Source organism: Fluviicola taffensis DSM 16823 (assembly GCF_943372375.1).
Classification (GTDB): Bacteria; Bacteroidota; Bacteroidia; order Flavobacteriales_D; family Crocinitomicaceae; genus Fluviicola; species Fluviicola taffensis_A.
On record NZ_CALRYJ010000005.1, the window covers coordinates 157,775 to 184,445 of the forward strand.

Sequence of the window (26,671 nt, forward strand, 5' to 3'; positions counted from 1 at the left end):
GCTTAAAGAAAATAAACCCCGGCACTTCGACTACGCTCAGTGACCGGGGCTTCGATATTTTAGTAAAGGCTAATTAATTCACCAACAACTTATGTGAAGGCGCAAACTTCGTTAAGTTGATTCCTTCAACCGCTTTTTTGTATTCTTCGATGGATGGCGTTCTACCCAAAATGGTGGAAAGAACAACAACTGGCGTGGAAGAAAGTAAAGACTCTCCTTTTTTACCGTCTGCATCTTCCACGACTCTTCCCTGGAACAAACGCGTAGATGTTGCCATTACGGTATCTCCTTTTTCTGCTTTTTCCTGGTTACCCATACACAAGTTACATCCTGGACGCTCCAGGTACAACATGTTCTCATACGAAGTACGAGCTGCTCCTTTCGGTGCATTGTCGTCGAATTCGAAACCGGAGTATTTCTGCAATACTTCCCAATCGCCTTCCGCCTTCAACTCATCTACGATGTTATATGTAGGAGGAGCAACTACTAACGGAGCTTTGAATTCCACTTTCCCGTTTTGTGCTTCCACATTCTTCAACATCTGAGCAAGGATTTTCATATCCCCCTTGTGAACCATACAAGAACCGATGAATCCAAGATCTACCTTTTTGGTTCCTTCATAGAAAGAAAGCGGACGGATTGTATCGTGTGTATAGCGTTTGGAAACGTCTTTATTGTTTACATCCGGGTCAGCAATCATTGGTTCTGCGATCTGATCCAAATCAACCACTACTTCTGCGTAATACTTCGCATTTGAATCCGGAGTCAAAGCCGGTTTTTCTCCCGATTTGATTTCAGCAATACGCTTATCTGCTTTATTGATCAATCCTTGAAGCACTTGTTTCTCGTTATCCATTCCCTTATCAATCATGATCTGGATTCTGCTCTTCGCAATCTCCAATGATTCGATCAAGGTATCGTCTTCCGAAATACAAATAGAAGCTTTTGCCTTCATTTCTGCAGTCCAGTCAGTAAATGTAAATGCCTGATCAGCTGTCAATGTTCCCAAATGAACTTCAATGATTCGTCCCTGGAAAACGTTTTCACCACCAAACTGGTGTAGCATCTGAGCTTGTGTAGCGTGAACCACATCGCGGAAATCCATGTACTCTTCCATGGTTCCTTTGAATGTCACTTTTACTGATTCCGGAATCGGCATGGAAGCTTCTCCGGTAGCAAGTGCCAAAGCAACCGTACCTGAATCGGCACCAAAAGCAACTCCTTTCGACATACGTGTATGTGAATCACCACCGATAATGATAGCCCACTCATCGATTGTAATGTCATTCAATACTTTGTGAATTACGTCTGTCATCGACAGATAAACACCTTTCGGGTCCCGTGCCGTGATCAAACCGAATTCGTTCATGAATTTCATCAGTTTCGGAATATTTGCCTGAGCTTTCTTATCCCAAACCGAAGCTGTGTGACAACCACTTTGGTAAGCACCGTCAACAATCGGTGAAATAACAGTCGCAGCCATGGATTCCAATTCCTGAGCGGTCATCAATCCGGTTGTATCCTGTGAACCAACGATATTTACTTCCACACGAACATCCGAACCTGCATGCAATACTTTTCCTTGAGTGATTCCAACAGCGTTTCTATTGAATATTTTTTCAACCGCTGTCAAACCTTGTCCTTCAACAGAAATCTCTTTGGATGGAGCATATACCAACGGAGTATCGATCTCCAGCATTTTCGCAGCCCAAGTCTGAAGCTTTTTACCAAAAACAATGGCATAAGATCCACCTGCTTTGATAAATTCCATTTTCTGAGGAGTGAATGCCTTGGCAATATCCATGACCTCCTGGTCGCCTTTATATAGTTTTTTCTTTTTCGTATTGATCGTAAGCACCGTTCCTGTAGCAACAGAATATGCTTCCTCCAAAATCGGATCACCACTTTCATTGCGGATCGGTTCTCCGTTTCCATCCAGCTTTTTCACCCAGTTCTTCAAATCCAAACCAATTCCACCGGTCACATCCACCGTAGTAAGGAAGATCGGAGAAATCCCGTTCGTTCCTCCAACAATCGGAGCGAAGTTTACAAATGGAACATAAGGACTAGCTTGTTTACCTGTCCAAAGTGCTACGTTGTTCACACCTGACATTCTGGATGAACCAACACCCATAGTTCCTTTTTCAGCAATCAGCATCACACTCTTATCCGGGTGTTGTGCCTGCAATGCTTTGATTTCGTCCTGAGCCTCAGGAGTAATCATACATTTCCCGTGCAACTCGCGGTCTGAACGTGAATGTGCTTGATTACCCGGAGAAAGTAAATCCGTTGAAATATCTCCCTCACCGGCTATAAACGTGACGACCTTGATCTCTTCAGCCACTTCCGGAAGTTTCGTGAAGAACTCCGCTTTGGCGTAACTTTCTAAAATATCTTTAACGATTGCGTTTCCGTTTTTGAAGGCCTCTTTCAAACGATCCGTATCCGCATCATACAAGTAAACTTGTGTCTTCAAAACAGCAGCAGCTTGTTCCGCAATATCCTGATTATGTCCTAGAACCAAATCAAGTAACACTTCAATAGAAGGTCCTCCCTTCATGTGTGACAACAATTCAAAAGCAAAAGCCGGAGAAATTTCATTCACAACGGATTCTCCCAGAATGATCTGCTTTAGGAATTTTGCTTTCACAATGGCAGCACTGGTAGTTCCCGGTATGGTGTTGTAAATGAAAAACTTCAGTGAATCTTCGCGATAAGCATTATTCTCATCTTTAATTTGCCTGATGATTTCACTTAACAACTCTGCACCATCTATTGGTTTTGGGTGAAGCCCCTGAAGTTTGCGTTCTTCAATCTCTTGGATGTATTCTTGATAGGTATTCATAAAAGGAAGTCTTGCTTTTTAACATTTGTTCGACGCGCGAATTTAGGGAAAAGCAATGGAAACTGAAACACAAAGTTTGCTAAGAAAGTATAGTTTCGAATTATTAAGATTGGTTCTAAATTATGAACGTCCTTATTTTACTCTTCGGGCTCCAGCATCCAGGTCAGTAGTTAATTAATTACTACTTTTGAACCTGATGAACTTTCAGTAAAAATCAACTATGGCTTATCCAATAAAATCTTTTTTCTATCTGATTATTATCACTGCTTTTATAGTAAGTTGTTCCAATTCAGGCAAACAGTATTTTACGGATGAAGTGTCTGATTTCAAAATCCTGTTCCCTGGTAAACCAACAACTTCCGAGCGCACAATTGTATTCCCGTTCGGTTCGTTTTCCGGGAAAAAATTCAGCATGGAAACAACAACCGGGCTTAACACATCCTACTCGGTGACTTGCATTGAGCTACCGGCCAACATTGTTCATTCCGATTCCATGAATCTTCTGTCTCAATTATTTGCAATCACTCAAGCAGATTACCTGCAACAATTCGGAGAAGGCGGATTAATCAACACTTGGGTCAAAAGCGTTAATAAATATCCGGGAAGAGAGTATGTCTGGGCTGATATCAGGAACAATAAAGGATACACAAGGCGTGTTTTCTATGTTGAAGACAAACTATATCTTTTGGAAATCGGCTATAACACAAGTAATCAGCACAACGTTGAAATCAATGAATTCCTGGATTCATTCCAACTTTTAAGTAAGGAGATCAATCCAAACCCGGAACCGGAACCAAGCATTCCGGTAAAGAAATTTGTTATTGACTTTCCGGGAGCCACCGAAACCAGAAGAATGGTTATTCAGGGAACAACCGGACCTACCTATATAGTTACCGAAATGTACAAACCCAATTCCGGCAGACGGTTTGATGAGTTTGGTAATTTTGCCTACGGGGTAAACTATATCGATTTCCAAAAAGAAGAGATCCTGAAAATGCCTGAAGACCTTCAAAGAAACTTCATTTACGAAAACGCTGTAAATAGCCCTATGATACAAAACGGGGGAAGAATAATCAGCAACCTTGAGTCAACAATAAACGGTAATTGGTGTATTGAAACAAAGGCACTCATTTTAAACGGACAAATTGAATTCACAGCCAAATCATTCTTTAAGAACAAATACCTGTACCAAGTGCTCGTTCTTTCAGCGGTGACCAAAGGAGACAACCCTACCTCTAAAGAGTTCATGGAATCTTTCCGTCTTAAATAGCCGCTTATTTGACTCAAATCTAATCTTGTAACAATTTTATTTCTATCTTTGCACCCCGCTAAGTGTGTCTTGGCGGTATTTTAGTATTAATAACAAATTAGTTTAATTATGAATTCTTACGAAACTGTTTTCATTCTTACTCCCGTTTTGTCTGAAGACCAGGCAAAGGAAGCAGTGCAAAAGTACGAAAGCGAATTGGCTGCCATGGGTGGTAAATTAACGCATTCTGAGAGCTGGGGCCTAAAAAAATTGGCTTACCCGATCCAAAAGAAATCAACTGGTTTCTATTTCTTATTCCAATTCGATGGCGAAGGTTCCGTTATCGCTGACTTGGAGTTGATTATGAAACGTGACGAGCGCATCATGCGTTTCTTGACTGTGAAAATGGACAAGGATCACTTTGCTTACGCTGAGAAACGTCGCAAAAAAATGAGCGGAGCTCCAGTTGAAGCTTAAATTTATTCACGTTTAAAATTTTAAAAACATGTCACAAAACGATATTCGCTATCTTACTCCGATTAACATCGAGATCAAAAAAGATAAATATTGCCGTTTCAAAAAAAGCGGGATTAAATTCATCGATTTCAAGGATGCTACTTTCTTGTTGCGTTTGGTAAATGAGCAAGGTAAAATTTTACCTCGTCGTATTACCGGAACTTCTGCGAAATACCAGAAGAGAGTTAATAAAGCTATTAAACGTGCTCGTCACTTGGCTATCTTGCCATATGTTGGGGATATGTTGAAATAGTCGTCCATTTTAATTTAAAAGACAAGAAATCATGGAAGTAATTCTTAAGAAAAACATCGATAAATTAGGTTACAAGGATGATGTTGTAACTGTTAAGCCAGGATACGGACGTAACTTCTTGATTCCTCAAGGTTACGCTTCTTTGGCTACTCCTTCTGCGAAAAAAGCGCACGAGGATATGATGAAGCAACGTTCTCATAAAGAGTCCAAAATCGTTGCTGAGGCTGAAGCAATCGCAGCTAAATTGGCAGATGTTACTGTAAAAATCAGCACAAAAGTTGGTGAGAACGGTAAAATCTTCGGTTCAGTAAACACAGTTCAATTGTCTGAGGCATTGAAAGCTGCTGGATTCGACATCGATCGTAAATCGTTGAAAATTAAAGACGAACCAATCAAAGAAGTTGGAACGTTCGAAGCTGAAGCGAACTTACACAAAGGTGTTAAGCCAGTATTCAAATTTGAAGTGGTAGGAGAATAATTTTTCCCAAACTACATATTGAAATCCCGTTGTTCTTTGAGCAGCGGGATTTTTTTGTTTCCATACAGGCGATTGAAATCCATGATCCTAAATTTCCCGCAGATTTCACGGATTACGCAGAAAGGTATTCCAATCTTATCAAGGAACACACTACACTCATTTAATCTGCGAGATCAGCGGACTATTTTTTATTTAAGTAATCCTTCTTGCTTCAAGTGCTCAACGATTATGCTTTCCAACTCGACCTCCAATTGTTCTCCATATCCTTCAGATGAATAAATCAATTCTCCCTTGTTATTCATTAAAAAAATAGTAGGATAACCTGACACTTTAAATTCCTCATTCAATTTGTTCGGACTTACTGCTAACGAATAACCGATTTGCTTTTTCTTAATGAACTCATAGAACCGCTCGTCAACCGGATCAATGTCATTAATTCCAACTACTAAAAGACCTCTTCCTTTCAAATCATACTTCTTGTTTAGCTTATTCAGAAAAGGAATTGCCTTTAAACATGGGTAACAGCTTTGATAGTAAAAATCAAACAACACCAATCCATAAGAAAGATTAGTCGAAGTATAATTTATCTTCTTATTTGTCATAAACTCCCAATCCGGAACTTTGCTACCAACCAATAGTTTTTCATCTGATTCATTTTCACTAACAACATATTCACTAAGGTGAATACCATTTTTCACAAAATAATCCGGGGTTTTAAATTTATGATTCTCTTGATTACCCAAAGAATAAGAAGTGAGATTGAATTCATCGTATTGTTCTAAAGTATCTCCAGATAAATCCACTTGATAATAGACAGAATAACGTATCGGAATATTATCTTTTTCGTTAATCCAAAAGTCCAAAGCTGAGTTTAATATTTCAACAGCATCATTCGTGTCTTTTAATGGAACAAACCTATAATGAACCGTCATATTAGAACCTATCTTTTCTTCACCTATAAACTGTATTAAATTTGTGTCAAGTTCTGACATTTCCGAATTGCGAAAGTCATTCAAAGGATTGAAAAATTCGTAATTATGTTGAAGCGAAATTAGTTCATTTAAGGCCTGCTTACTCTGAAACAATTTGGCTTCTTTCTTTGAGCCTGAAATAAACTGATTATAGTTGTAAGAATAAAAATCCGAATTAGTTGATATCGTTCGATTCGCATCAAAATAAACCCCAAAAATGGTATCTAATGAATCTCTTTTGAAAACACAATCCAAATATTTAAAAGCCGTATCCGAAGACATAAGATACTTCGTTTTATATGACATTTTATAAGCCCCGTTTTCAATCTAAGCACATTTAATGCATGAATTGTTCCACAATGTGAAATTGCTATTTTGTGAATAGGACGAAATACTCATTGTAAAAAAGAAAAATCCGAACACAAAAATATTCATAGAAGAAACCTTGAAAGCAAATACTAGTTATTGAAGAAAAACAAGTATACAAAAATTAAATTAAAATGCACAAATGTGCGCAATGATTTTTCCACTCAATTTAATGACCATCCTTCGCGTCCTCTGTGTCTTTGCGTTAAAAAATGGAGCATTGATTTTTTATTGAACCGCAAAGTGGCAAAGGACGCAAAGTCAAAATGCGGTAAAATATTTCCATCAACCAAACCGATCTTTTCGCATCTTTACGTTACAAATTAAATCACACAGTCATGGCAATAGCAGTAGGAGACAAATGTCCGACATTCAAACTAAAAGATCAGAACAACACAGACTTTGATATTCAATCCGTACTTGGGAAAAAAGTATTGGTCATTTATTTCTACCCGAAGGACGATACACCCGGGTGCACCGCAGAAGCTTGTTCGTTCAGGGACAGTTACGAGGACTTCAAGGACTTGGGTTGTGATGTCATCGGCATCTCCAGTGACTCGCCCGAAAAACATGCGAAATTTGCAGAAAAACACCGCCTGAGCTTCACCTTACTTGCCGATACTTCCAAGACAGTCCGCAAAGAGTTCGGAGTTCCGGGAAACCTATTCGGATTGATCCCCGGAAGAGTTACTTATATCATTGATAAAAAAGGAATTGTTCGACACATCTATAATTCATTGACAAATGCTGCCGGACATATTGAAGAATCCATTAATGCTGTAAAAACGATTACGAATGAAGAAGCTTAGTTTTTTAGTCCTAACCGCAATTAGCACCTCTTTTTTAATTGCATCCTGTACACATGAAGAGGAGCAAACCTGTAACGAAGAACAAGTAAGGGTTGAACCCAAAAAGGGGAATGAATTTGACCAAGCACTGGCAAGCGAATTGGGTGCGGATGATTACGGGATGAGGCATTACGTCATCGCTTTCCTGAAGAAAGGTCCGAACCAGGATCAAAGTGAAGAGGAAGTGAGACGTTTACAGCGCGCGCACATGGACAACATCGGGAAACTGGCGGAACAACGCAAATTAGTTGTCGCAGGTCCATTCATGGATGATACCGAATTGCGCGGGATCTACATCTTCGATGTGGAAACGGTGGAGGAAGCGGAGGAATTGACCAAAACGGATCCTGCGATCAAAGCCGGAAGATTGGTCATGGAATTGCATCCCTGGTATGGCTCAGCCGCATTGATCAAAACTGCTGAAATTCATAAAACGGTTTCCAAAAAAGAGATCTAGAACAGTTCGTCTACCTTCTTAACACGGTAATTAAAGATTCCTTCGAGCTGTTTTCTGACAAAAAGCCAGTGGACAAATCGTCCAAGAAATCCGAATGGCAATGAATAACTGACGATATCTGTCATTTCGACTCCTCCTTCCACTTCTTTGAAGTGATGTTCGTGATGCCACATCTTGTAGGGTCCCTGACGCTGTTCGTCTACAAAATAACTTCCATCTTTCACATAGGTAATTTCCGTTACCCAATTCATCGGGATGTGCAAAACAGGAGAAACTTTGTAGCTGATAATCAATCCGTGATACATCTCGTCCGGAACAGGAGTCAATACCTTAAAGCCCATATAATCGGGAGTGATAACCTGCAAATTAGCAGGTGCGGAAAAAAATCTCCAACAGGTTTCCAGGTCAGTTTTTACAAATTGTGTACGCTTAAGCTGATACATAAAACAGAATTGTTTTTACGACAATACAACTAGTACTTATCAGCATAAAAATAGCTAAAAATGAGACTCCGTAGTTACTTGTGAATTCAGTTACTTCGTGAATGTTCTTACAAAGGGAACAATTCAGTTACTTTTTTGATCCGGTAATCAAAAATGCCTTCGAGTTGTTTTCGAATGAAGAGCCAGTGTACAAATCTGCCAATAAAACCCAAGGGCATGCGGTAGCTGATAATATCTGTCATTTCCACACCTCCTTCCACTTCTTTGAAGTGATGTTCGTGATGCCATAGCTTATACGGACCCTGACGCTGTTCGTCTATGAAATAATCCTCATTTCGAAGCGCTTTTATTTCACTGATCCAACCCAAGGGAATCCTCAAAATCGGACGAATCGTGTAACGGATGATCAATCCTTCGTACATCTCATCAGGAACAGCAGTCAATACCCTAAAATCGATATAATCCGGTGTGATGACATGCAGGTTCGCTGGCGCAGAAAAAAAATTCCAACACGTTTTGAGATCCGTCTTTATAAATTGTGTGCGTTTGAGTTGATACATTCCGTTGAATTAAGATGCTTTCAACTAAATGTAACCAAACCTGCTCTGGTTTTAAAACAGATTCACACGTTTTAACAACTCGGCACGGTGCGCTTCACTGACCGGAATCTCTTTCCCATCCATCAACATCAATGATTTGGGATTGATTTGTGAGATTTGTGTGATATTGACCAGATAGGAACGATGAACCCGCAAGAAATCCTTCAAAGGCAATTTGGCTTCCACGTGCTTCAAACTGTAACTGATAATGAACTTGGATTCCTTGGTATACAGGATCGAATAGTTATCACATGCTTCCACATAACTGATATCTGAATAAGCCAGCTTTACCAATTTCTGTTTGTCCTTGATGAAAAAGTAGGTGTTTGCCAAGACCGAATTTGCAAAAACAACTCCTGCGTTCGACTTCCGGATTTGAAATGCATGCCAGGCCAATTCGATTTGAGTAGCCAAATCGTCCTTTCTGAAAGGTTTCATGATAAATCCTGCAGGATTGGTCAATTTTACCCGATCCAAGGTTTTTGCATCCGTATTTGAAGTAACGAACAGAAACGGAATCTTCAGTTGCTGATTGACAAAATGAGCCAGATCAACACCATCTGGTCCGGCTCCAAGATTAATATCCAAGAGTAACAAATCCGGTTTACTATCCTGCACCAATTTTTTCGCACTATCAAAATTATCCGCTTTCCCAACAACTTCAAAACCCGCATCTAACAGACACTGTTCCAAATAATCCATGATGATCGACTCATCCTCCACTATGAATAATTTCAATTTACTCATGACCTTAGTTTGTAATTTGAAATAAATAACTCCACTTTCAATCCTTGATCCGAATCCGTTTCGACCAAGTTTGCTTTCAGCTTACGCGCCATCGACTGAATCAGTTTGGTTCCAAAATTGGTACCTGAACCCGGGTTCGTTTTCCCTACTCCATTATCTGAAACTGTCAATACCAGCTGATTATCCTTCTCTTTTAAGCTGATATAAAATTTAGGATAATCTTGTTTCCCAAAAGCATATTTACAAGAATTTGTGATTAATTCCGCTACTATCAATCCAATTGGCAAGGCGGTTTCAATATCCAAACTTACCTCATCGTATTCTGAATGCAATTCGATTTCCTTTTTCTGATCGGTTGCAAAGTGACGAATGACATCCTGAACCAATTCATCCAGATAAGAACGAATATGGACTGCATGCATATTATCCGATTGGTACAACTTCTGATGAATAGTGGAAATTGCATTGATGCGGTTCAAACTGTCTTCTATCAGCTGAATGGATTCCGGATCTTTCAGATCGCGCGCCTGTAAATCCAAAATGGCATAAATCATCTGCAAATTGTTCTTCACGCGATGATGGATCTCCCCCATCATGGATTCCTTTTGCTCCAAACTGGCTTGGGTCATCTCCACTTTCTGCTCCAAAAGTACATTGATCCGCTTCTTGTTCCGGAATAGGAAAAACAGCAAGACGGAGACTAACAGGACAACGAAAATGATCGCTACCAGGGTGATCATTTGCCAAAAGTGATTTTCAGCCTGGATCCGCTGTTTGAATTTGATTTCCTTCACTTCAAACCGGGCTTGCATCTCGGCTAAGGCTATACTTTTATTCTCTGTGAAAATCGCATCACTCAGAATCGTATACTTATTCAAACTTTGATATGCCTTTTTGTAATCGCCTTCCGCAAAATAAATTCGCGACAAGATCTCATGTGCAAAAACCTCCCTTTCCTTCGCTCCGATTTTCCGGGATAAATGCAACGCTTTGAGTGAATACTCTTTTGCAATACTGAATTGCTTTAGGTCGAAATAGCAATTTGCAAGTCCGAGATAAGCAGATTCGAGGTTATAATCGTTGTCATACTCCTTAAAGTTTGCTGATGCTCGCTCAAAATAAGCAATTGCTTTTTTATAGTCTTTTTGATCGTGATAAATTTTACCCAATGAATTATAAGCGCCACCAAGTCCATCCAACTGGTCAGTCTTTTTATAGAGCTCGATTGCTTGCTTAAAATTTGCTTCTGCCTCCTTGGTTTTATTCTGATAAGAAAATGTAATTCCCTGATTGACCAAGGCATTTGCCAAATCCTCCTCCAGATGAAGCTCCTTACAAAGGTCTATTGCTTTCTGATGATAATAATCCGCATTTTCATATTGATATTGAGAAAAGTAACAAATACCTAATTGAGAATAACAATAACTCAGGTTTTCCAAATCGTTCTCCTTTTGGAACAAGTAGATCGCCCGCTGAAAATAAGTAATTGCAACCTTCGCCTTTCCCTGAATATCATTTGCAATCGCCAAATTCATGCAAGCAAAAGCTTCACCCGACTGATAGTCAATTGATTTGGATAAACGCAGTGCTTTTGAGCTTAATTCAATCGATTTTTTGACATCTGTCGTATAGAGAATCTCACTTTTCAAATTAAGCGAATCGATCCTTGCAGTCTTTTTTTGACTGAAAATACTGTTTGCCAATAAGGCAAAAACCAGGAGAAGGATAAACCGATTCATTTCGCCATAAAATTAATGCCATTTACTCATAATGTACCCGAACTCATCCTTTTTTTTTGAGTATTGAACCCACAAACAAGACTTTTGCTGCAGAATTTGAAACTATGAAGAACAAATTACCAATTCAGTTAGGTAAAAACAAGCTATTCCCTATAAAAAACCACTGTTCTGATCAGAAAATAACGGAATACGGTCTTACAAAACCGGTCGAAATAATTAACCATCACCTAAATCAAACCCTATAGTCATGTTTACAGAAACTATAACCTTCAAACATTGGGTGTTCGATGTACCGAGTAAACTAACTCGCAAAATCTATGAGAACACCCTATGTGGGTATTCAGAATTCCACGTTCAGGAATTTCGATCTTATTTTAAGTATCAAGATGAAATTTTCACTACGGAGATCAAAGACCTGTTAAGCAACCTGGGAATCGATTACAAAAAAGATACTTTTTTAAAGCTCATTGAAGACGAGAAAGGAAACGAATCTTTTATCATCACCTATCAGTTCTTAGGAAGCATGGAAGTCAGTTCTCCAGAGCGTATGCTGGAGCCTTTTATCCTGAACGAACTGGAATATGAAGCGATTAACCGAAAGATGAGCATCGCCTTTTACCAAGTGGAAGAAACAATGATTGGGAAGGACATTATTTATGCAGAGATTTTGTTTCGGATGATGTAAAACTTGTAATTTATTTTGATAAACTAAACGTAATTGGAAGGGAAAAGACACTATTTACCGCCTTGCCTTCAATGAACCCAGGATTCCAGTTCGGCATAGATTTAACCACCCGAATAGCCTCTTCGTCCAAAAGTGGGTGCACCGATTTCTTAAGTGTCACATTTGTTATTTTTCCTTTATCGGATACAACAAACTGGATATAAACCTTGCCTTGAATCCCATTTTCCTGAGCTTCTTTTGGATATTTTATATGGCTAGCAAGATAACTAATCAAGGCTGCTCGTCCTTCTTTGAATTCTGCTGGTGAGCTGCGCGGGAAATACTTTGTTTTTTTTCCATTTTCAAGATAACATGCCTTCTCTTTCAAAACCCCATTGTTGAAGGTTTCTTTTCTCTTGATTTTTCCATTTTCATAATAGACTATAAAGTCTCCATGGTTCACTCCATCTACAAATTCTTCGGTGGAATACAATTCACCAGTAGCATAGTATGATATCATTTGGCCATTTTGCTTTCCATCCTTATAAAGCATTTTTGATGAAATGGCCCCTCCTTTTCTGTAATAATTAAATTCCCCTTCCTTAATGGTTTGGGCATAATCCTTGAACGCACCAGTCATTTGAACAGAATCAGATTCTATAAAGTAATCCGTGACACGATACAGGTTATCGGTTTCTTTTATAATTCGATAGTACTTTGCAGAATCAATCTGTTTGGTAACAGCCCAAGTCTTATCAAAATAGATAGTATCGCGTTTGTTCTGGGCTAATGAGAGTAAGCTAACGGAGATTAATAAGGTGGTCGAAAGAAACTTCATAGTTATTTTTCAATTTAAGTTTGGCAAAGATAGTTATCGGGGCGGAATTAAATTTCAACCAGTTCAATCGGCAATCCATCCGGATCTGCAAAGAAGGCAAAACGTTTACCGGTGAATTCATCCACTCTTATAGGCTCGCAGAACACCTGTTTCGATGAGAGCTCTTTGATGGAATCCTCGATGTTTTCAACGGAAAAAGCCAGGTGTCTCAACCCGCTTGCTTCAGGTCGTGAAGGTCGATTGGGAGGATCCGGAAATGAAAACAATTCGATGCAATAAACCCCATTCAGGATGAGGTCTAATTTGTATGAATCGCGCTCCGTCCGGTAATTTTCCGCCAGAATCTCGAAACCGAGAACTTCTGTATAGAATCGCTTGGAGCGTTCATAATCCGAACAGATAATCGCAATATGATGAACGGATTTGAGCATCCGATTAAATGTACGTGTTTGATGACAGATAATTCTTCACATAATCCGCAATCCCTTCTTCCAGGGTGTGGAAAGGGACATCATACCCCTGACCGATCAGTTTCTGCATGTTCGCCTCTGTAAAATACTGATACTTGTCGCGGATATCTTCCGGAGTGTCGATGAATGAAATTTGTGGTTCCTTATCTAATGCCTTAAAGGTATTGGTAGCCAAATCCAGGAATGTACGCGCTTTGCCGGAACCCAAATTATAGATTCCCGATTTTGCCGTTCCTTTCATCAAAAATTCAATCACGGAAACCAGATCTTTTACATAAACAAAGTCACGCATCTGACCACCGTCCGTATAATTCGGATTGTGGGAACGAAACAGTTTCATCGACCCGTGTTCTTTCACCTGATTGAATGTATGGAAAATCACCGAAGCCATTCTTCCTTTGTGGTATTCGTTCGGTCCGTAAACATTGAAGAATTTCAGTCCGTACCAATGAGGTGGTGTCTGCTTTTGCTCCAATGCCCAGATATCAAAAACCTGCTTCGACCAACCATACGGATTCAAAGGTTGCAGTTTCGGCATCGTTTCTTCGTTGTCATCGTATCCGAATTCACCCAAACCATAAGTCGCAGCAGAACTTGCATAAACCAACGGAATATTAAATCTCACACAATGATTCCAGACCATTTTGGAATAGTCCACATTCAGCTCATCAAAGATGGATTTGTCAAACTCGGTAGTATCAGTCCGCGCCCCGATATGCAAAACGCAGGTCACCTCATCTCCGAATTCAGTCATCCACTGGTCAAAATCGTTACGCTGAACCATAGCAACAAACAATTTTCCGTCGAGATTGGCAGCTTTCTCCGTTTTGGAAAAATCATCTACCAAAATTAGGTTGTTGATTCCTTTGCTATTTAATGTTCCAACGATACAACTTCCGATAAAACCTGCTGCTCCTGTAATGACAATCATGTGTGAAATATTTAGGGACAAATTTACGAAATCTTTATTCGTGAACCCTGCTTTTTTTAACAAGCTTCTGATTTCAAAAAGGGCATTATCGGCAAAAATTAGTAACTTTAGAGCCAATTTTCAACACTTGGAAACAGTATATATTACACGAAGAGAACATTTCAATGCAGCGCATAAACTATGGCGTGAGGAATGGTCTGACGAGAAGAACGAAGAAGTCTTCGGGAAGTGCAGCAACAAAAACTGGCATGGACATAACTTCGAATTGTTCGTGACCGTAAAAGGAGAACCCAATCCGGAAACCGGTTTCGTCATCAATTTGAAAGATTTGAGTGTCATTATCAAGGATCTGGTTATCGAACAACTGGACCATAAAAACCTGAATCTGGATGTTCCATTCTTGAAAGGGAAGCTCGCTTCAACTGAAAATCTGGCTATTGAGATCTGGAAAATCATTGATGCTCCGATCAAACAGGCTGGAGGTCAGCTTTGCAAGATCAAGTTGGTAGAAACAGAAAACAATTACGTAGAATATTTTGGTGGTAAAGAACCTTTTTAAATAATGGACACTTTGACTCCCCTCAGTATCCTTATGACTTTTACAGGAAAAGGTGGCTGAGCGGAGTCGAAGTCCCTTTTCAATTTTCAATTCAAACTCATGAGCGAATTCCATTACAACGACGAAACGACAGAAAACATTTCAGCCATTTACAAATCCGTTCTTACTCAAATCGGTGAAAACCCGGAACGTGAGGGATTATTAAAAACTCCTGAGCGTGTTGCAAAATCATTGCAATTTTTAACGCAAGGATACGACATCAAACCGGAAGACATTTTAAAAACTGCTCTATTTCATGAGGAATACTCTGAAATGGTGATCGTAAAGGATATCGAAGTTTATTCCATGTGTGAACACCACATGCTTCCATTTTTCGGAAAGGCACATATCGCTTACATTCCAAATGGAACAATCGTCGGTTTGAGTAAAATTCCACGTGTTGTTGATGCCTTCAGCCGCAGATTGCAGGTTCAGGAGCGTTTGACGATCGAAATTCGCGATTGCATCCAACAGACATTGAAACCGAAAGGAGTTGCGGTTGTAATGGAATGCCAACACATGTGCATGCAGATGCGCGGTGTGCAAAAGCAAAATTCGGTGACCACTTCGAGTGCATTTACCGGATTGTTCCTGAGCAACGATTCTACCAGAAAAGAGTTTATTAATTTAGTACAGGCAAAATTGCATTAGATAAAAACGAACCAACTTATTACTAAATCACATGATTAGAAAACCACTTTTCTTAATCCTTACCGGTTTTTCGCTGCTTTGTTCCACACTGGTTTTTGGAACGGAAGGATTGAAATTCTCTTTGGAGAAAACAATTGTCAAAGTAAATTCGGATGGTTTCTATCAAACCTCCAATTATTTTGAGGGTTCCAATGAAACAGACAGAGAGCAGACCTTTCGCTTCTCTGTGATTGAAACAGAAAACCTTGCTTCAAAACAAGGAACCTTCATCATTAACGGGAAACCGAAAAAGATCAACTTCGAATCCAATCTGACGGTATCAACAATCAACTGGGGATCTGTTTTCAATGGAGTACGAACCTACAGTTTCAGCGTGCCGGCAAATTGCTTATTCAAGTTTGAATATCAAACAGCATCAAGTGAGCTCATTTTCCTAACCAATATTTTCAAAGACGGTATAAATGAAGCGGACGATTTCTTTTACGAAATCACACTTCCGGAGAACATGGAAGCATCATTCAGACATCGTGAAGGGAAAAGATCGGGACATTTTGTCATTACGAACCAGGACTTTCTTGCAGACGAAGAATGTATGTACTTTTTGATCCATCCAAAAGGAATGGAACCGAACCAATATTTCAATGATTGGTTTATCCAGAAAACAAAGAACCAGGAAGCCTTGAAGATGGATCTACTTCCTGAAGACTTGCGAAATCTGGCTAAGAAAGGAAAATCGTTGGAGTTGGCACAGGCATGTTACGAATATGTACAGGAAAATATTCTCTACCTGGATATTGAAAACGGATTGAATGCATTGATTCCAAGACAGGCGAATGAAACCATCACGAACAAATACGGGGATTGTAAGGACATGGCCATGCTTCTTCATCAAATGTTGCAAGCGTTCGGATTCGAATCCTATCTGAGCATCTCAAAAACCTCCATCAAAAAAGACACCTATGACTTCCCTTCCATTGCCATGGCAAATCACATGATCGTGTCGTTGATCTGGGAGAATAAGACCTACTACCTGGATGGAACGGAAAAACAATGCCTGTTCGGAGATCCGAGTATGCAAATCCTGGGAACAGAGGCATTCCTGCTTCAAAAAAAACAGAACCAATACCAAAAAGTGCCTGAAACATTGCTCTTTCAACCTAAATTATCACTTGATTATCAATTTTACCTGAACGAAAAAAGTCAACCGGCTTACCGTCTTAAAATGGTTTTCCAGGAAAAATTCGCGCTGATCTTCCGACATCTCCACAACTTTAACGGGATGGATGATAAAACGCAGAAAGTGGTGGATTATCTCATTCCATACGATCATAAAATCGACAGTTCATTCATGACGGAGCATCAAAAGACGATCTATGTTTCATGCAATCTTCCTTCGTCCTATTACAACATCGTCAATAACCAGCAGTACATCGATCTGAAATGTTTACCTGAACTAACGAAATTGATGGAAGTAGTCTACAGTAATGACAGTGCGCGTTTCGCAGCGGATTTTAACTTCTCATTCGATCATTTGAAATTCAAGTCGGGTTTTGACACAAGCAAGAACATCGATCTCAAGACCAACAATACCCAAAGCACCTTTGACTTGCATCTGACGAAAGAAAACTCCGGAAGCAAGGGCATTCTGGTGAATTATTGGAAAACCTACATCTTAAAACCTGCAACTTTTCAACCATGAAACCAGTTACTTTATCCATTCTATTTCTCTCATTCTTTATCCATCTTTCCTTCGCTGGAGATAAATACATCTGGCCCGAATTTTCAAACCCGGCTATTCCCGATTCACTAAAATCGGAAGATGCCATTTATTTTGAAAACCGCATTACGGTCGATTTCATGATGGATTACGAAACCTCTGTAGTTTATTTCAAACGAATAAAACTACTTTCAAAAAAAGGAATTGAAAATTTCATCAATCACGATTTATTCCAATTCAACAACGGAACAATCACCTTGAAAAAAGCCCGGATTATTAAGCCGGACGGATCCATCAAAGAACTCACCGATGAAAACATCAAGGAAACCTTCATTGATAACAAGAACAAATACGAATCCGATTATTACAAGCGCATTCAGTTTATCTTCCCCAATTTGGAAGTAGGAGATGTCATCGATGTCGTTTATCAGATTGATTATAAAAGCTACAGTCTTTCGCATTGTATTTATCTGGAAGATGATTTGTATTCTTTAAATTCACGCTTGTCACTTCGGAACTTCAGTAATTTCGAGTTAACCGTTTACCCTTCAAAGAATCTGAGCAATTATGTGGTAACGGACAAGAATTCTTCGCCCACTTTTTATTGGAATATCCAAGGAGTGAAAAAAAATTCCCAAAATGAATTCTCAGCACATCGCGCGGATGCTTCCAAGGTTGCCTATACTCTTTGGATGCCCAACGAAACCTTTTCATACGATCTGGTTTACTCAAAGGACTATGATCGCTACCACATGAATACGGGCTTCAAAAAAGCCGGTAAGGCATTCGACGACAGCGGTATTCTGAATCCGGAGCTCGGACCTATCGAGAATCTCAATGCAATCATTCACTTTTTCGAAACCGATTTTGAATGGAATGAGGATGAAGACATGCCGGAAAGCATTAATGCCGCGGACTGTTATTGGAAACGAATTATTGATGCCAAAATGTTCTTCCGACTAATCCAACAATATTTGGACGAAAATGACATTACCTATCATGTCGGTTTTACCAGAAATTTGAATGAAGGAGTTTTTGAACATGGATTTGTTGCGCTTTATCAATTGGACTATCGTTACCTCATCATTGAAAACATTATCGGAGAAAAACATTTTTTATTTGGTCCAACTAGCAAAAGCAGGTTCTACTATCTGGATGAAATCCCTGCAGCATGTGAAGGAAACCAATCCATCCTATTTACTGGCAACCGGGATAAAGTGGCTACCAGTGCAGTTCTGTTACCACAAAGTGATTTCAACGAGAACAAGCACACTGCAACCATTGTTTTGAAAACAGGACATCTTTCAGATAGCACTTTAGTCATCAACAGACGTGACAGTTTCAGTGGACAGCATTCTGTTTTCTTCCGAAACCCTTCCAGTTCCTATCGTTTCAAGATTATGAATGTATCGGACACCATACTCAAACCGTCGGAAGTAAAATACATCTATCCTTATCCCGTCAGTTTCAAACAAGAAGATACGGTAAGCACTTACTTTTCAAACTTTGATGAGAACTTGTATTCCTTCAATGCTGAAAAACTCATTCCGAATTTCATCTTTTTTGAAGGTGAAACCAAGGAACCAACAGCTGATTACAGTATCATTCCTTTCAGCAAACAGCAAAAATATTCCATCTACATTGAATCTCCTGCTTCCATCAAGATTGCAGATAAGATCACTTCATTGGTCAAAACGAATTCCGTAGGTTCCGTAAAAACGGAGATCATTCAAACGGATGCGAACAAGATTAAAATCAACTACGAGATCAAACTGGAAAAACGCATCCTTTCCAATGAAACAGAGAGCAATGAATACCTGGAACTGGTAAAGGAATGGGGAAATATAGTGATTAAAAAATGGATCCTTCAGGAAGGGTAATCCCAAATTTGAGTAAATTTAAACCTCTAAAAACAGACACATGAGTGAACTAATTGACAATTACAGCTTCGATACCGCTGAGAAACAAGCTGCAGCAAGAGTATTCTTTGGAAAAGTCTACGGATTTATGTTCTTTGCCTTGATCGTATCAGGTGCAATTGCATACCAATACGGAACAATTGAGTTTTACACAACTTATTTTTCGACTCTAACTCCAAAAGGATATCAACCTAACGCACTTTTTTATGTGGTGGTTTTTTCACCAATCGGGATCGCTTTGTTATTCCAGACCATGATCAACCGACTTTCATTTCCGGTGTTATTCGGATTGTTTTCCCTTTACAGTATCCTGATCGGGTTTGCATTATCCACCATCTTCATCCAATATTCGTTGGGATCCATCGCAGTAACTTTAGGAGTTACAGCCGGAACATTCGGAGTGATGGCAATCATGGGATACGTTACGAAAATCGACCTGACGAAAATGGGATCCATTCTATACATGGCATTCATCGGAATCTTCATCTCATCCATCGTTAACTTCTTCCTGAAAAGTGAAGCTTTCGACTACCTGATTTCCATTTTAGGAGTAATCGTCTTTACCGGATTGACAGCATATCATATGCAGCGATTGAAACAATTTGCACATGACTCCGAACTTTCTGCAGACGAAAAAAATAAACTAGCTCTTTTAGGAGGGTTCACCTTGTATGTTCTTTTCATCAATCTGTTCCTTTCACTGCTTCGTTTATTTGGAAGCCGGGATTGATCCGAGCATAACATTCTTTAAGTTAAAACCTGCTAAAATTCAAGTATAGCAGGTTTTTTTGTACTTACCTTTGCAGTATAAATTTACAAACAGATGATACCTCTCGGCCCAGCCATGCTCATAGGTTTAGTCTTCATGGGAATTGGACTAATTGTGAGCTGGCGCTTAAAAAGCAAATTTCAAGAATTCAGTAAAATTCCCTCTCAAAGTCGGTTAAGCGGTCGGGAAATTGCCGAACGTATGCTTCATGACTATCACATTTACGATGTAAGGGTAACCTGCATTCCAGGTCAATTGACAGATCATTACAATCCTGCCGATAAAACAGTGAACCTTTCAGAAGAAGTTTATCATGGAAGCAATGCGGCATCTTCAGCGATCGCAGCACATGAATGCGGTCATGCGGTTCAACATGCAAAAGCATATGCACCACTTCGCTGGCGGTCCAAATTAGTTCCATTACAACATGCTTCCGGGTTGTTTTTAAATATCCTGATGATGCTGACTTTCATTGGAGGAGCGATTTTGTTCGAATCATTCCCGATCAAATGGGTTCTTTGGGCGATTGTCATTGCTTACGGAGTCATTGCCTTATTCAGTCTGGTGACCCTTCCTGTGGAGTTTGATGCTTCAAGAAGAGCATTGAATTGGATCGAACATTCCGGAACAGCAACCAAAAGCGAATACGAACGCTCGAAAAAAGCATTGAATTTGGCTGCATCAACCTATGTGGTAGCCGCTTTGGGTGCCGTTGTCACGATGATTTATTACATTTTGAGATTAATTGGAGTAAACGATGATTAATTTCTTTTCATTTTTCAAACAAAACCTTACATTTGAAAAAAAATTGAAGTTATGTCAGAACACCATTCAGAACATCATTCAGATCACCACGAGAAGAATGACACTTTCTTTGAAAGTTCAACTGTAGGAATTGGGTTTGTGTACACAATCATCTTGTTGGCAATCATAGGATCGATTTACGCATTCGGATAGTATAAGGAGGAAAATAAATCCTCCTTTTTCATTTTATTGATTTCTTATTATGCCATTCAATTCAATTTTTGCTTGGGTCATAAAAAAGCGCTTGCATCAGATTGAGCTTTTTCGGAAGTATCCGGAAGATGTTCAAAATGAGCTGTTCGAAAAATTGATTGAACAAGGAAATCAGACCACTTACGGAAAAGAGAACCACTTTCATCAAATCAAATCTTACGAAGACTTTAAGAAATTAGTCCCGCTCAATAATTATGAATCCATGAAACCATGGATCGAACGATTGATGGAGGGAGAACAACATTTGCTCTGGTCCCAGGACACCAAATGGTTTGCAAAAAGTTCAGGAACAACAACGGATAGAAGCAAGTTCATTCCCGTTACCAAAGAATCCCTTGAAGATTGTCATTACAAAGGCGGAAAAGATTTATTGGCGCTTTATTACGAGAATTTCCCCAACAGAAAATTATATAAAGGAAAACACCTCATTATCGGGGGAAGTGCACAGGTTCTTCCCGTATCCGACAATGCATACCAAGGAGACTTATCTGCCATCATTCTGAAAAACCTTCCTTGGTGGGCTGAAATCAGGAGAACCCCTTCCAAGGAAATTGCCTTGATGACTGATTGGGAGGAAAAGATTGAACGCATGGCAAAAAGTACCATTGAAGAAGATGTGTACATCATTGCCGGGGTTCCGAGTTGGACGTTGGTGCTAGCGCGAAAAATATTGGAAATCACCGGGAAATCGAACTTACGAGAAGTTTGGCCCAATCTGGAACTCTTTATGCACGGAGGCGTGAGCTTTGAACCTTACAGGGAAGCATTCAGGGAAATGATCCCATTTGACGACATGCATTATGTGGAAACCTACAATGCTTCGGAAGGATTTTTCGGAATCCAGGATGTGGATGGCTCCAATGAACTCTTACTCATGCTGGATTATGGGATTTTCTATGAATTCATTCCCATGCACTCCTTTGAAGACACCGATTCCAAGATTATCCATAAACTGGACGAGGTGCAACTGGATGAAGAATATGCTCTCGTCATTTCAACCAATGCAGGTCTTTGGAGATACATTTTAGGAGACACCATCCGTTTTACCTCCAAAACTCCCTATCGTTTCAAATTATCAGGAAGAACCAAGCATTTCATCAATGCATTCGGAGAGGAACTGATCGTAAACAATTCGGATTTCGCCATTACGGAAGCTTCCTCCAAAACAAACGCCATTATCCGCGACTACACCGTTGCCCCTATTTACATGGATGGCAATACGCAGGGAAAACACGAATGGTTGATCGAATTTGACCGGGAACCGAATGATATCCAACGTTTTTTGACGCTTTTGGATGAGTCCCTTCGGGCTATCAATTCCGACTACGATGCAAAGCGAACCAAAAACCTGGCACTGGGAAGACCTTTGCTACACGTTTTAAAATCAGGGAGTTTTGATGCCTGGTTACAAAAAAAGGGTAAATTAGGAGGACAACACAAAGTGCCTCGTTTGATGAATACACGTGAAATCGTGGAACAAATCTTGCAAGAAACAGAATTCAAAACCATTGAATATGCATAGAATGCTCTTTTCATTCCTTCTGCTGCTTCCAATCTTGGGGCACTCACAGCAGGCATGGAAAGAACTTTGGCATTTGGATATCGATTCCACCGCAATCTGGGATATCGATCCGTTCCATCAAAGCATCATCTATCAAAATCAAAATATTCAAAAGCGGGATGCAAAAGGAGTAATCATGTTACAGGAAAGCATCAAATCTCTTGGGAATATTCAAAAAATCGATGCTCAAAACCCTTTGAAAATTGTCTTGTTCTCGGAAGATCAGCAAAGTGTCTGTTTTTTGGATAATGCTTTGGCACTTCAAGGTGATTGCATTTATCTGAGTGATCTGAATGTGAGTTTGGCAGCCAGTGTTAGCGCTTCCATTCAAACCGACCGAATTTGGATCTACGATGAACCGAATTCGAAAATAGAACTCATCACCCTTCGAAACAGTCAAGGTCAATTGGTGCAAAATGTCAAGGGCTTATTGAATATGAAGTCCATCGTGAACATGCAGGAAATTGACAACCGCTTGTATCTGTTTGATGAAATAAACCAGGTTGCCTGGTTTGATCAGTTTGGGAACTTTATTGATGTAGCGACTTTAACTCCCCACAAACCTATCTATCCCATTCAGGATTATTTTCTAATTGCCGAGGGAAAAAACATTCAGACTGTCAATCTAGATTCAGAATTCGTTTCCTTTTTCTTTGCCGGAGATTCCATTCTTGATTCAAAAATCTTAAAAATGGAGGTTTCAGGTGACCGTCTCTATGTTCAGACTCAGAGTAGGCTTTATTGTTTCCGAATTCTTCCTCCGACAAATTAATCGCAGATAAAAAGTAGGTACGCGATTAAACGCGCACCTACTTTTTTCAATTCCACATACTCAATTTTTCCATTCACCAAGTCAATTCGGGTAATCACACAGCAGTAATTATTTTTTGAACAAAGGGCAATTTATGTAGGCAGATTTCGTAATTTAGTCACCCCGAAAAACTTATAAATTATGCATATTGCAGTAGCTGGAAATATTGGATCTGGAAAGACGACTCTTACAAAAATGTTGGCAAAACATTATAACTGGGAGACTCATTACGAGGACGTTGAACACAATCCTTATCTAAATGATTTCTATGAAGATATGCAGCGCTGGTCTTTCAATTTGCAGATCTACTATTTGAATTCCCGTTTCACACAGATTCAGGAAATCAAAAACAGTACAGCTCATGTGATTCAGGACAGAACTATTTATGAGGATGCATTTATTTTCGCGCCGAATCTTCATTCCATGGGATTGATGACCACACGCGATTTTGAAAACTATTTTTCATTATTCAACCTGATGGATTCTTTCGTTTCCGCTCCCGATCTATTGATCTACCTTAGAGCATCTGTTCCCACTTTGGTAAACCAGATCCAGCAGCGTGGAAGAGAATACGAAGAAAGTATCCGTTTAGATTACTTAAAACGTTTGAATGAGCGTTATGAAGCCTGGATTTCAACCTACGACAATGGTAAGCTCCTGATTATCGACGTGGACAATAATTCGTTCCCGGATAACCAGGAAGACTTAGGGAAAATCATCCAATCAATTGATGCTGAAATAAACGGACTATTCTAAGAATAAGTCCTCCATTCCATCCAATTCAGAGAAATCCTTCAGAAGAAGTGCCAAATCGGTTAAGATTGCGTCTTTTTGGTCATCTCTATGTTCTGTCTGACCAAAATATTCGGTCAATAGAAGCTGTGATTCCAAAATAGCTGATTCCGGTGCAACGGTTTCAAAATTCTCTATCAATGTGATCGCCTCAAGCGCATCGAGGAAATCCCCTTCGATTCCAAACAAGACGAAATCTGCCAAATAATCGGAGAAATCCAATTTCGAATTCCAAAAAGTAGTCACCAATTTTCTGCGCAAATGTGCGTTCAATGGATTTTTAAAGGCTTCTATTAAAGGTTCAATGGATGGAGTATCCTTTAAACTTTGAAATAAATCCATAACCAGGGCCTCATTTTCGCTCGACAAACCGGATCTCCAAACCTCCATGATCGGCTCAATGACGCTTGCATGACCGTGAACAGCAAATGCCTTGATGGCACCGGCAATCTTCAATTCGTCCTTGCTTTGCAAATCACTCAATAACTGACTTATCTTTAACTTATCCTGTTTATTCAAATTGCTTTTCGACACCTGATTATTTTTTTTACAAAAGTACGAAATACCACTATCTTTGACCTACTATGAATTGGAAGATTTACGTCCTTTTTTCAGGACTCTCTATTGGGCTTAATTCCTGCGTTTTGGATGAAGCAAAACCAAGTGTACATGAAAAAGTTGTAGTGTATACTGATTTTTACTGTCCGGCAGATAGTCTGTTCATCCAGGAATTCGAGGAATCCAAAAAGATCTCCGTCCAAGTCGTTTATCAGACAAAGGACGAAATTGCCAGATCAATCCAGAAAAACAAATTCAATACCGGAATCGATGTGCTCTTATTGTCTTCTGACAGTTTAAGGGAAGCCCTGTACAACCAGAGTTTGTTCAGTCAGTTAAGAAGTCGTATTTTTTTCAGGAATATGGACCGTCAGTTTAGCAATAACCACGGATACTGGGTTCCAATTTGTCATAATCCGCTTGTCCTGGTCACTCAGAAGGACTCCAGTTCCAACTGTATCAACCTGAACTGGGAGAAATTAAAAAAGGACAGTATTCATCCTAAGATGGAAGTCGAATCCAATTTGAATGCTTATTTGGTGAAATTGGGAAAAACAAGCAAATTTTCATCCATCGCCAAGAGTAAAGCGCCCACTAACCCAAACTACCGAATTTATACACTAAGTCAGATTGCCGCATTCTCAGATAAGGATTTTCACTATGAGAAATCCAATTGTTTTTATTTCCTGGTTGAAAACCAACGCTTCATGACTAATTTCACGAGCATCAGCTTGTATAAACACAGCAGGAATAAAGTCGCCTCCCAACAGTTCATCGAGTTCTTTTGCAGGTATCAGCACCAGATAGCATCCAATCGAAATCAGCTATCCACCTTCAAGACGATACAACCTAATTTTTTAATTCGGGGACTCGAGATTCACTAGGTTTTGTAAGTAGCTTAAAATTAATTTGTTAAATTTTGAATAAGATTTTAAATTTATATTACATTTAAATAATCTTTACGCTACACTATTATGAATTCTACCGTGCTAATCAATACGGATCGAATACTATTAAACCCAGATAACCGTAAACAAACCTTCGGACTACTCGTCATCTCTTACCTGATGGTAAGCGCGCTATTCTTGGTTCTTTCGATTCAATTAACAGATCATTTTTCAGTTCCTTTATTAACTGCCATAAGCCTTGCTATTCTTTTCACTATTTGGGTGAAGATTATCCGCGTCACTTTGGCAACAGGTTACATTAAAAATGATGTAGTCATTCTTAAACTGCTCTCTGAGCGTTCGTATGTTTTGGAATTTATCTGCATCAAAAAAGCGCGTTCATTCTCCTTATTGGGAATATCGATCACTTTGTTGAAATTCAAATTTGACGGGGTCATCTACCACACCATTCTATGTGGAAAACCAATGCAGGGTGGAACCATTGAAACTGTTCTGAAAGAGCATAAAAAGGCTCATAAAGAGAGTTTCAAAAAAGGCAAGCCATAAGCCGGGTTCTGTACATCCGGATCCACCGAGGCGGATCCGGACTGACTGTCATTTATCTAGCACTGATGTCACCATCAGCGTCTATCGATCTACCCTCCAAGCATCTCCCGCCGAAACGAAAAAAGAGAACGAGCAGCCCTACTCGCTTGGTTTACATGATCTTTCAGCCCGTGAGGTTTACCTAGCTTCCGAATGTCGCCACCGGAACGGTGAGCTCTTACCTCCCCTTTTCACCCTTACCCTGACGTTCTTACGAAGTCCGGGCGGTTTATTTTCTGCTGCACTTTCTGTACCCATCCGGTTACCCAAATGAATCCTTCCTGTTAGGAAGCACGGTTACTCTATGCTGCCCGGACTTTCCTCGTTCCGCCGAAACGGACCGCGACAGTCGGCTTGCTTGATGCGAAATT

General features: G+C 39.7%; 28 protein-coding genes and 1 other RNA gene. 18 read left to right on the forward strand and 11 right to left on the reverse strand.

Annotated elements, in window-relative coordinates; genetic code table 11:
* Positions 1-73 precede the first annotated feature (73 nt).
* Positions 74-2,845 (reverse strand): bifunctional aconitate hydratase 2/2-methylisocitrate dehydratase, encoded by a 2,772-nt coding sequence (locus tag AAG807_RS09520; protein WP_341902882.1) that lies wholly within the window; start codon positions 2,843-2,845, stop codon positions 74-76.
* 220 nt (positions 2,846-3,065) lie between these two features.
* Between AAG807_RS09520 and AAG807_RS09525 the strand changes: the two genes are divergently transcribed.
* From AAG807_RS09525 to rplI, 4 genes are all read left to right on the forward strand, one after another.
* The gene (locus AAG807_RS09525; protein WP_341902884.1) at positions 3,066-4,115 is read left to right on the forward strand and encodes a hypothetical protein; all 1,050 of its coding nucleotides are present in this window, start codon (positions 3,066-3,068) and stop codon (positions 4,113-4,115) included.
* A gap of 108 nt (positions 4,116-4,223) precedes the next feature.
* Complete coding sequence (gene rpsF / locus AAG807_RS09530) at positions 4,224-4,571, forward strand: 30S ribosomal protein S6 (RefSeq protein ID WP_013685773.1); 348 nt, start codon at positions 4,224-4,226, stop codon at positions 4,569-4,571.
* Between the two features lie 28 nt (positions 4,572-4,599).
* Positions 4,600-4,863: a 30S ribosomal protein S18 gene (rpsR, locus tag AAG807_RS09535; protein WP_013685774.1), complete on the forward strand. Its 264-nt coding sequence runs from the start codon at positions 4,600-4,602 to the stop codon at positions 4,861-4,863.
* A gap of 31 nt (positions 4,864-4,894) precedes the next feature.
* Positions 4,895-5,341 carry a 50S ribosomal protein L9 gene (gene rplI, locus AAG807_RS09540; protein WP_294859008.1) on the forward strand — a complete coding sequence of 149 codons (447 nt, stop codon included), beginning with the start codon at positions 4,895-4,897 and terminating at the stop codon, positions 5,339-5,341.
* Between the two features lie 188 nt (positions 5,342-5,529).
* On the opposite strand, the gene AAG807_RS09545 is transcribed toward rplI, so the two are convergent.
* Complete coding sequence (locus tag AAG807_RS09545; protein ID WP_341902890.1) at positions 5,530-6,333, reverse strand: TlpA disulfide reductase family protein; 804 nt, start codon at positions 6,331-6,333, stop codon at positions 5,530-5,532.
* Between the two features lie 683 nt (positions 6,334-7,016).
* Between AAG807_RS09545 and AAG807_RS09550 the strand changes: the two genes are divergently transcribed.
* The gene (locus tag AAG807_RS09550; RefSeq protein ID WP_341902893.1) at positions 7,017-7,487 is read left to right on the forward strand and encodes a peroxiredoxin; all 471 of its coding nucleotides are present in this window, start codon (positions 7,017-7,019) and stop codon (positions 7,485-7,487) included.
* Positions 7,474-7,983, forward strand: coding sequence for a YciI family protein (locus AAG807_RS09555; RefSeq protein ID WP_341902895.1), 510 nt, complete (start codon positions 7,474-7,476; stop codon positions 7,981-7,983). The genes AAG807_RS09550 and AAG807_RS09555 overlap by 14 nt, the downstream gene beginning before the upstream one ends.
* On the opposite strand, the gene AAG807_RS09560 is transcribed toward AAG807_RS09555, so the two are convergent.
* The 4 genes from AAG807_RS09560 to AAG807_RS09575 all read right to left on the reverse strand — a co-directional run bounded on the left by AAG807_RS09560 (position 7,980) and on the right by AAG807_RS09575 (position 11,511).
* Positions 7,980-8,426, reverse strand: a complete 447-nt coding sequence (locus tag AAG807_RS09560) for an SRPBCC family protein (RefSeq protein WP_341902898.1) — start codon at positions 8,424-8,426, stop codon at positions 7,980-7,982. The genes AAG807_RS09555 and AAG807_RS09560 overlap by 4 nt on opposite strands.
* Before the next feature lie 107 nt (positions 8,427-8,533).
* Positions 8,534-8,986 carry an SRPBCC family protein gene (locus AAG807_RS09565; protein WP_341902900.1) on the reverse strand — a complete coding sequence of 151 codons (453 nt, stop codon included), beginning with the start codon at positions 8,984-8,986 and terminating at the stop codon, positions 8,534-8,536.
* 51 nt (positions 8,987-9,037) lie between these two features.
* Positions 9,038-9,772: a LytTR family transcriptional regulator DNA-binding domain-containing protein gene (locus tag AAG807_RS09570; protein WP_341902903.1), complete on the reverse strand. Its 735-nt coding sequence runs from the start codon at positions 9,770-9,772 to the stop codon at positions 9,038-9,040.
* Positions 9,769-11,511: a tetratricopeptide repeat protein gene (locus AAG807_RS09575; protein ID WP_341902906.1), complete on the reverse strand. Its 1,743-nt coding sequence runs from the start codon at positions 11,509-11,511 to the stop codon at positions 9,769-9,771. The genes AAG807_RS09570 and AAG807_RS09575 overlap by 4 nt, the downstream gene beginning before the upstream one ends.
* A gap of 247 nt (positions 11,512-11,758) precedes the next feature.
* Here AAG807_RS09575 and AAG807_RS09580 point away from each other — a divergent pair, with 247 nt between their 5' ends.
* Positions 11,759-12,196, forward strand: a complete 438-nt coding sequence (locus AAG807_RS09580; protein WP_341902908.1) for a hypothetical protein — start codon at positions 11,759-11,761, stop codon at positions 12,194-12,196.
* Positions 12,197-12,206: 10 nt separating this feature from the next.
* On the opposite strand, the gene AAG807_RS09585 is transcribed toward AAG807_RS09580, so the two are convergent.
* From AAG807_RS09585 to rfaD, 3 genes are read right to left on the reverse strand one after another with little or no spacing between them, the layout of a single operon-like run.
* Positions 12,207-13,013, reverse strand: a complete 807-nt coding sequence (locus tag AAG807_RS09585; protein WP_341902911.1) for a TonB family protein — start codon at positions 13,011-13,013, stop codon at positions 12,207-12,209.
* Between the two features lie 47 nt (positions 13,014-13,060).
* Entirely contained in the window at positions 13,061-13,444 is a 384-nt protein-coding gene (locus tag AAG807_RS09590; RefSeq protein ID WP_341902914.1) for a VOC family protein, read from the reverse strand.
* Positions 13,445-13,448: 4 nt separating this feature from the next.
* Entirely contained in the window at positions 13,449-14,414 is a 966-nt protein-coding gene (rfaD, locus tag AAG807_RS09595; protein ID WP_341902916.1) for an ADP-glyceromanno-heptose 6-epimerase, read from the reverse strand.
* Between the two features lie 127 nt (positions 14,415-14,541).
* On the opposite strand from rfaD, the gene AAG807_RS09600 reads away from it, so the two are divergent.
* The 10 genes from AAG807_RS09600 (at position 14,542) to AAG807_RS09645 (ending at position 24,213) form a co-directional block, all read left to right on the forward strand.
* Positions 14,542-14,973 carry a 6-carboxytetrahydropterin synthase gene (locus AAG807_RS09600; protein ID WP_341902917.1) on the forward strand — a complete coding sequence of 144 codons (432 nt, stop codon included), beginning with the start codon at positions 14,542-14,544 and terminating at the stop codon, positions 14,971-14,973.
* Positions 14,974-15,072: 99 nt separating this feature from the next.
* On the forward strand, positions 15,073-15,663 hold the full coding sequence (gene folE / locus AAG807_RS09605) for a GTP cyclohydrolase I FolE (protein ID WP_341902920.1): 591 nt from the start codon (positions 15,073-15,075) through the stop codon (positions 15,661-15,663).
* A gap of 31 nt (positions 15,664-15,694) precedes the next feature.
* On the forward strand, positions 15,695-17,362 hold the full coding sequence (locus AAG807_RS09610; protein ID WP_341902923.1) for a hypothetical protein: 1,668 nt from the start codon (positions 15,695-15,697) through the stop codon (positions 17,360-17,362).
* Positions 17,359-19,260, forward strand: a complete 1,902-nt coding sequence (locus tag AAG807_RS09615) for a DUF3857 domain-containing protein (protein WP_341902925.1) — start codon at positions 17,359-17,361, stop codon at positions 19,258-19,260. The genes AAG807_RS09610 and AAG807_RS09615 overlap by 4 nt, the downstream gene beginning before the upstream one ends.
* A gap of 40 nt (positions 19,261-19,300) precedes the next feature.
* Positions 19,301-20,029, forward strand: coding sequence for a Bax inhibitor-1/YccA family protein (locus tag AAG807_RS09620; protein ID WP_341902927.1), 729 nt, complete (start codon positions 19,301-19,303; stop codon positions 20,027-20,029).
* 93 nt (positions 20,030-20,122) lie between these two features.
* Positions 20,123-20,833 (forward strand): zinc metallopeptidase, encoded by a 711-nt coding sequence (locus AAG807_RS09625; RefSeq protein ID WP_341902929.1) that lies wholly within the window; start codon positions 20,123-20,125, stop codon positions 20,831-20,833.
* A 51-nt stretch (positions 20,834-20,884) separates the two neighbouring features.
* Complete coding sequence (locus AAG807_RS09630; RefSeq protein WP_341902931.1) at positions 20,885-21,025, forward strand: hypothetical protein; 141 nt, start codon at positions 20,885-20,887, stop codon at positions 21,023-21,025.
* A gap of 49 nt (positions 21,026-21,074) precedes the next feature.
* Positions 21,075-22,607 carry a GH3 auxin-responsive promoter family protein gene (locus AAG807_RS09635; RefSeq protein WP_341902934.1) on the forward strand — a complete coding sequence of 511 codons (1,533 nt, stop codon included), beginning with the start codon at positions 21,075-21,077 and terminating at the stop codon, positions 22,605-22,607.
* Positions 22,600-23,418: a hypothetical protein gene (locus AAG807_RS09640; protein WP_341902937.1), complete on the forward strand. Its 819-nt coding sequence runs from the start codon at positions 22,600-22,602 to the stop codon at positions 23,416-23,418. Before AAG807_RS09635 ends, AAG807_RS09640 begins: the two co-directional genes overlap by 8 nt.
* A 180-nt stretch (positions 23,419-23,598) precedes the next feature.
* Positions 23,599-24,213, forward strand: coding sequence for a deoxynucleoside kinase (locus tag AAG807_RS09645; protein ID WP_341902939.1), 615 nt, complete (start codon positions 23,599-23,601; stop codon positions 24,211-24,213).
* On the opposite strand, the gene AAG807_RS09650 is transcribed toward AAG807_RS09645, so the two are convergent.
* On the reverse strand, positions 24,205-24,783 hold the full coding sequence (locus AAG807_RS09650; RefSeq protein WP_341902941.1) for a hypothetical protein: 579 nt from the start codon (positions 24,781-24,783) through the stop codon (positions 24,205-24,207). The genes AAG807_RS09645 and AAG807_RS09650 overlap by 9 nt on opposite strands.
* A 50-nt stretch (positions 24,784-24,833) precedes the next feature.
* On the opposite strand from AAG807_RS09650, the gene AAG807_RS09655 reads away from it, so the two are divergent.
* Complete coding sequence (locus AAG807_RS09655) at positions 24,834-25,691, forward strand: hypothetical protein (RefSeq protein ID WP_341902944.1); 858 nt, start codon at positions 24,834-24,836, stop codon at positions 25,689-25,691.
* Between the two features lie 552 nt (positions 25,692-26,243).
* Here AAG807_RS09655 and rnpB read toward each other — a convergent pair.
* Positions 26,244-26,661, reverse strand: an RNA gene (rnpB, locus tag AAG807_RS09660) — RNase P RNA component class A.
* Positions 26,662-26,671 lie beyond the last annotated feature (10 nt).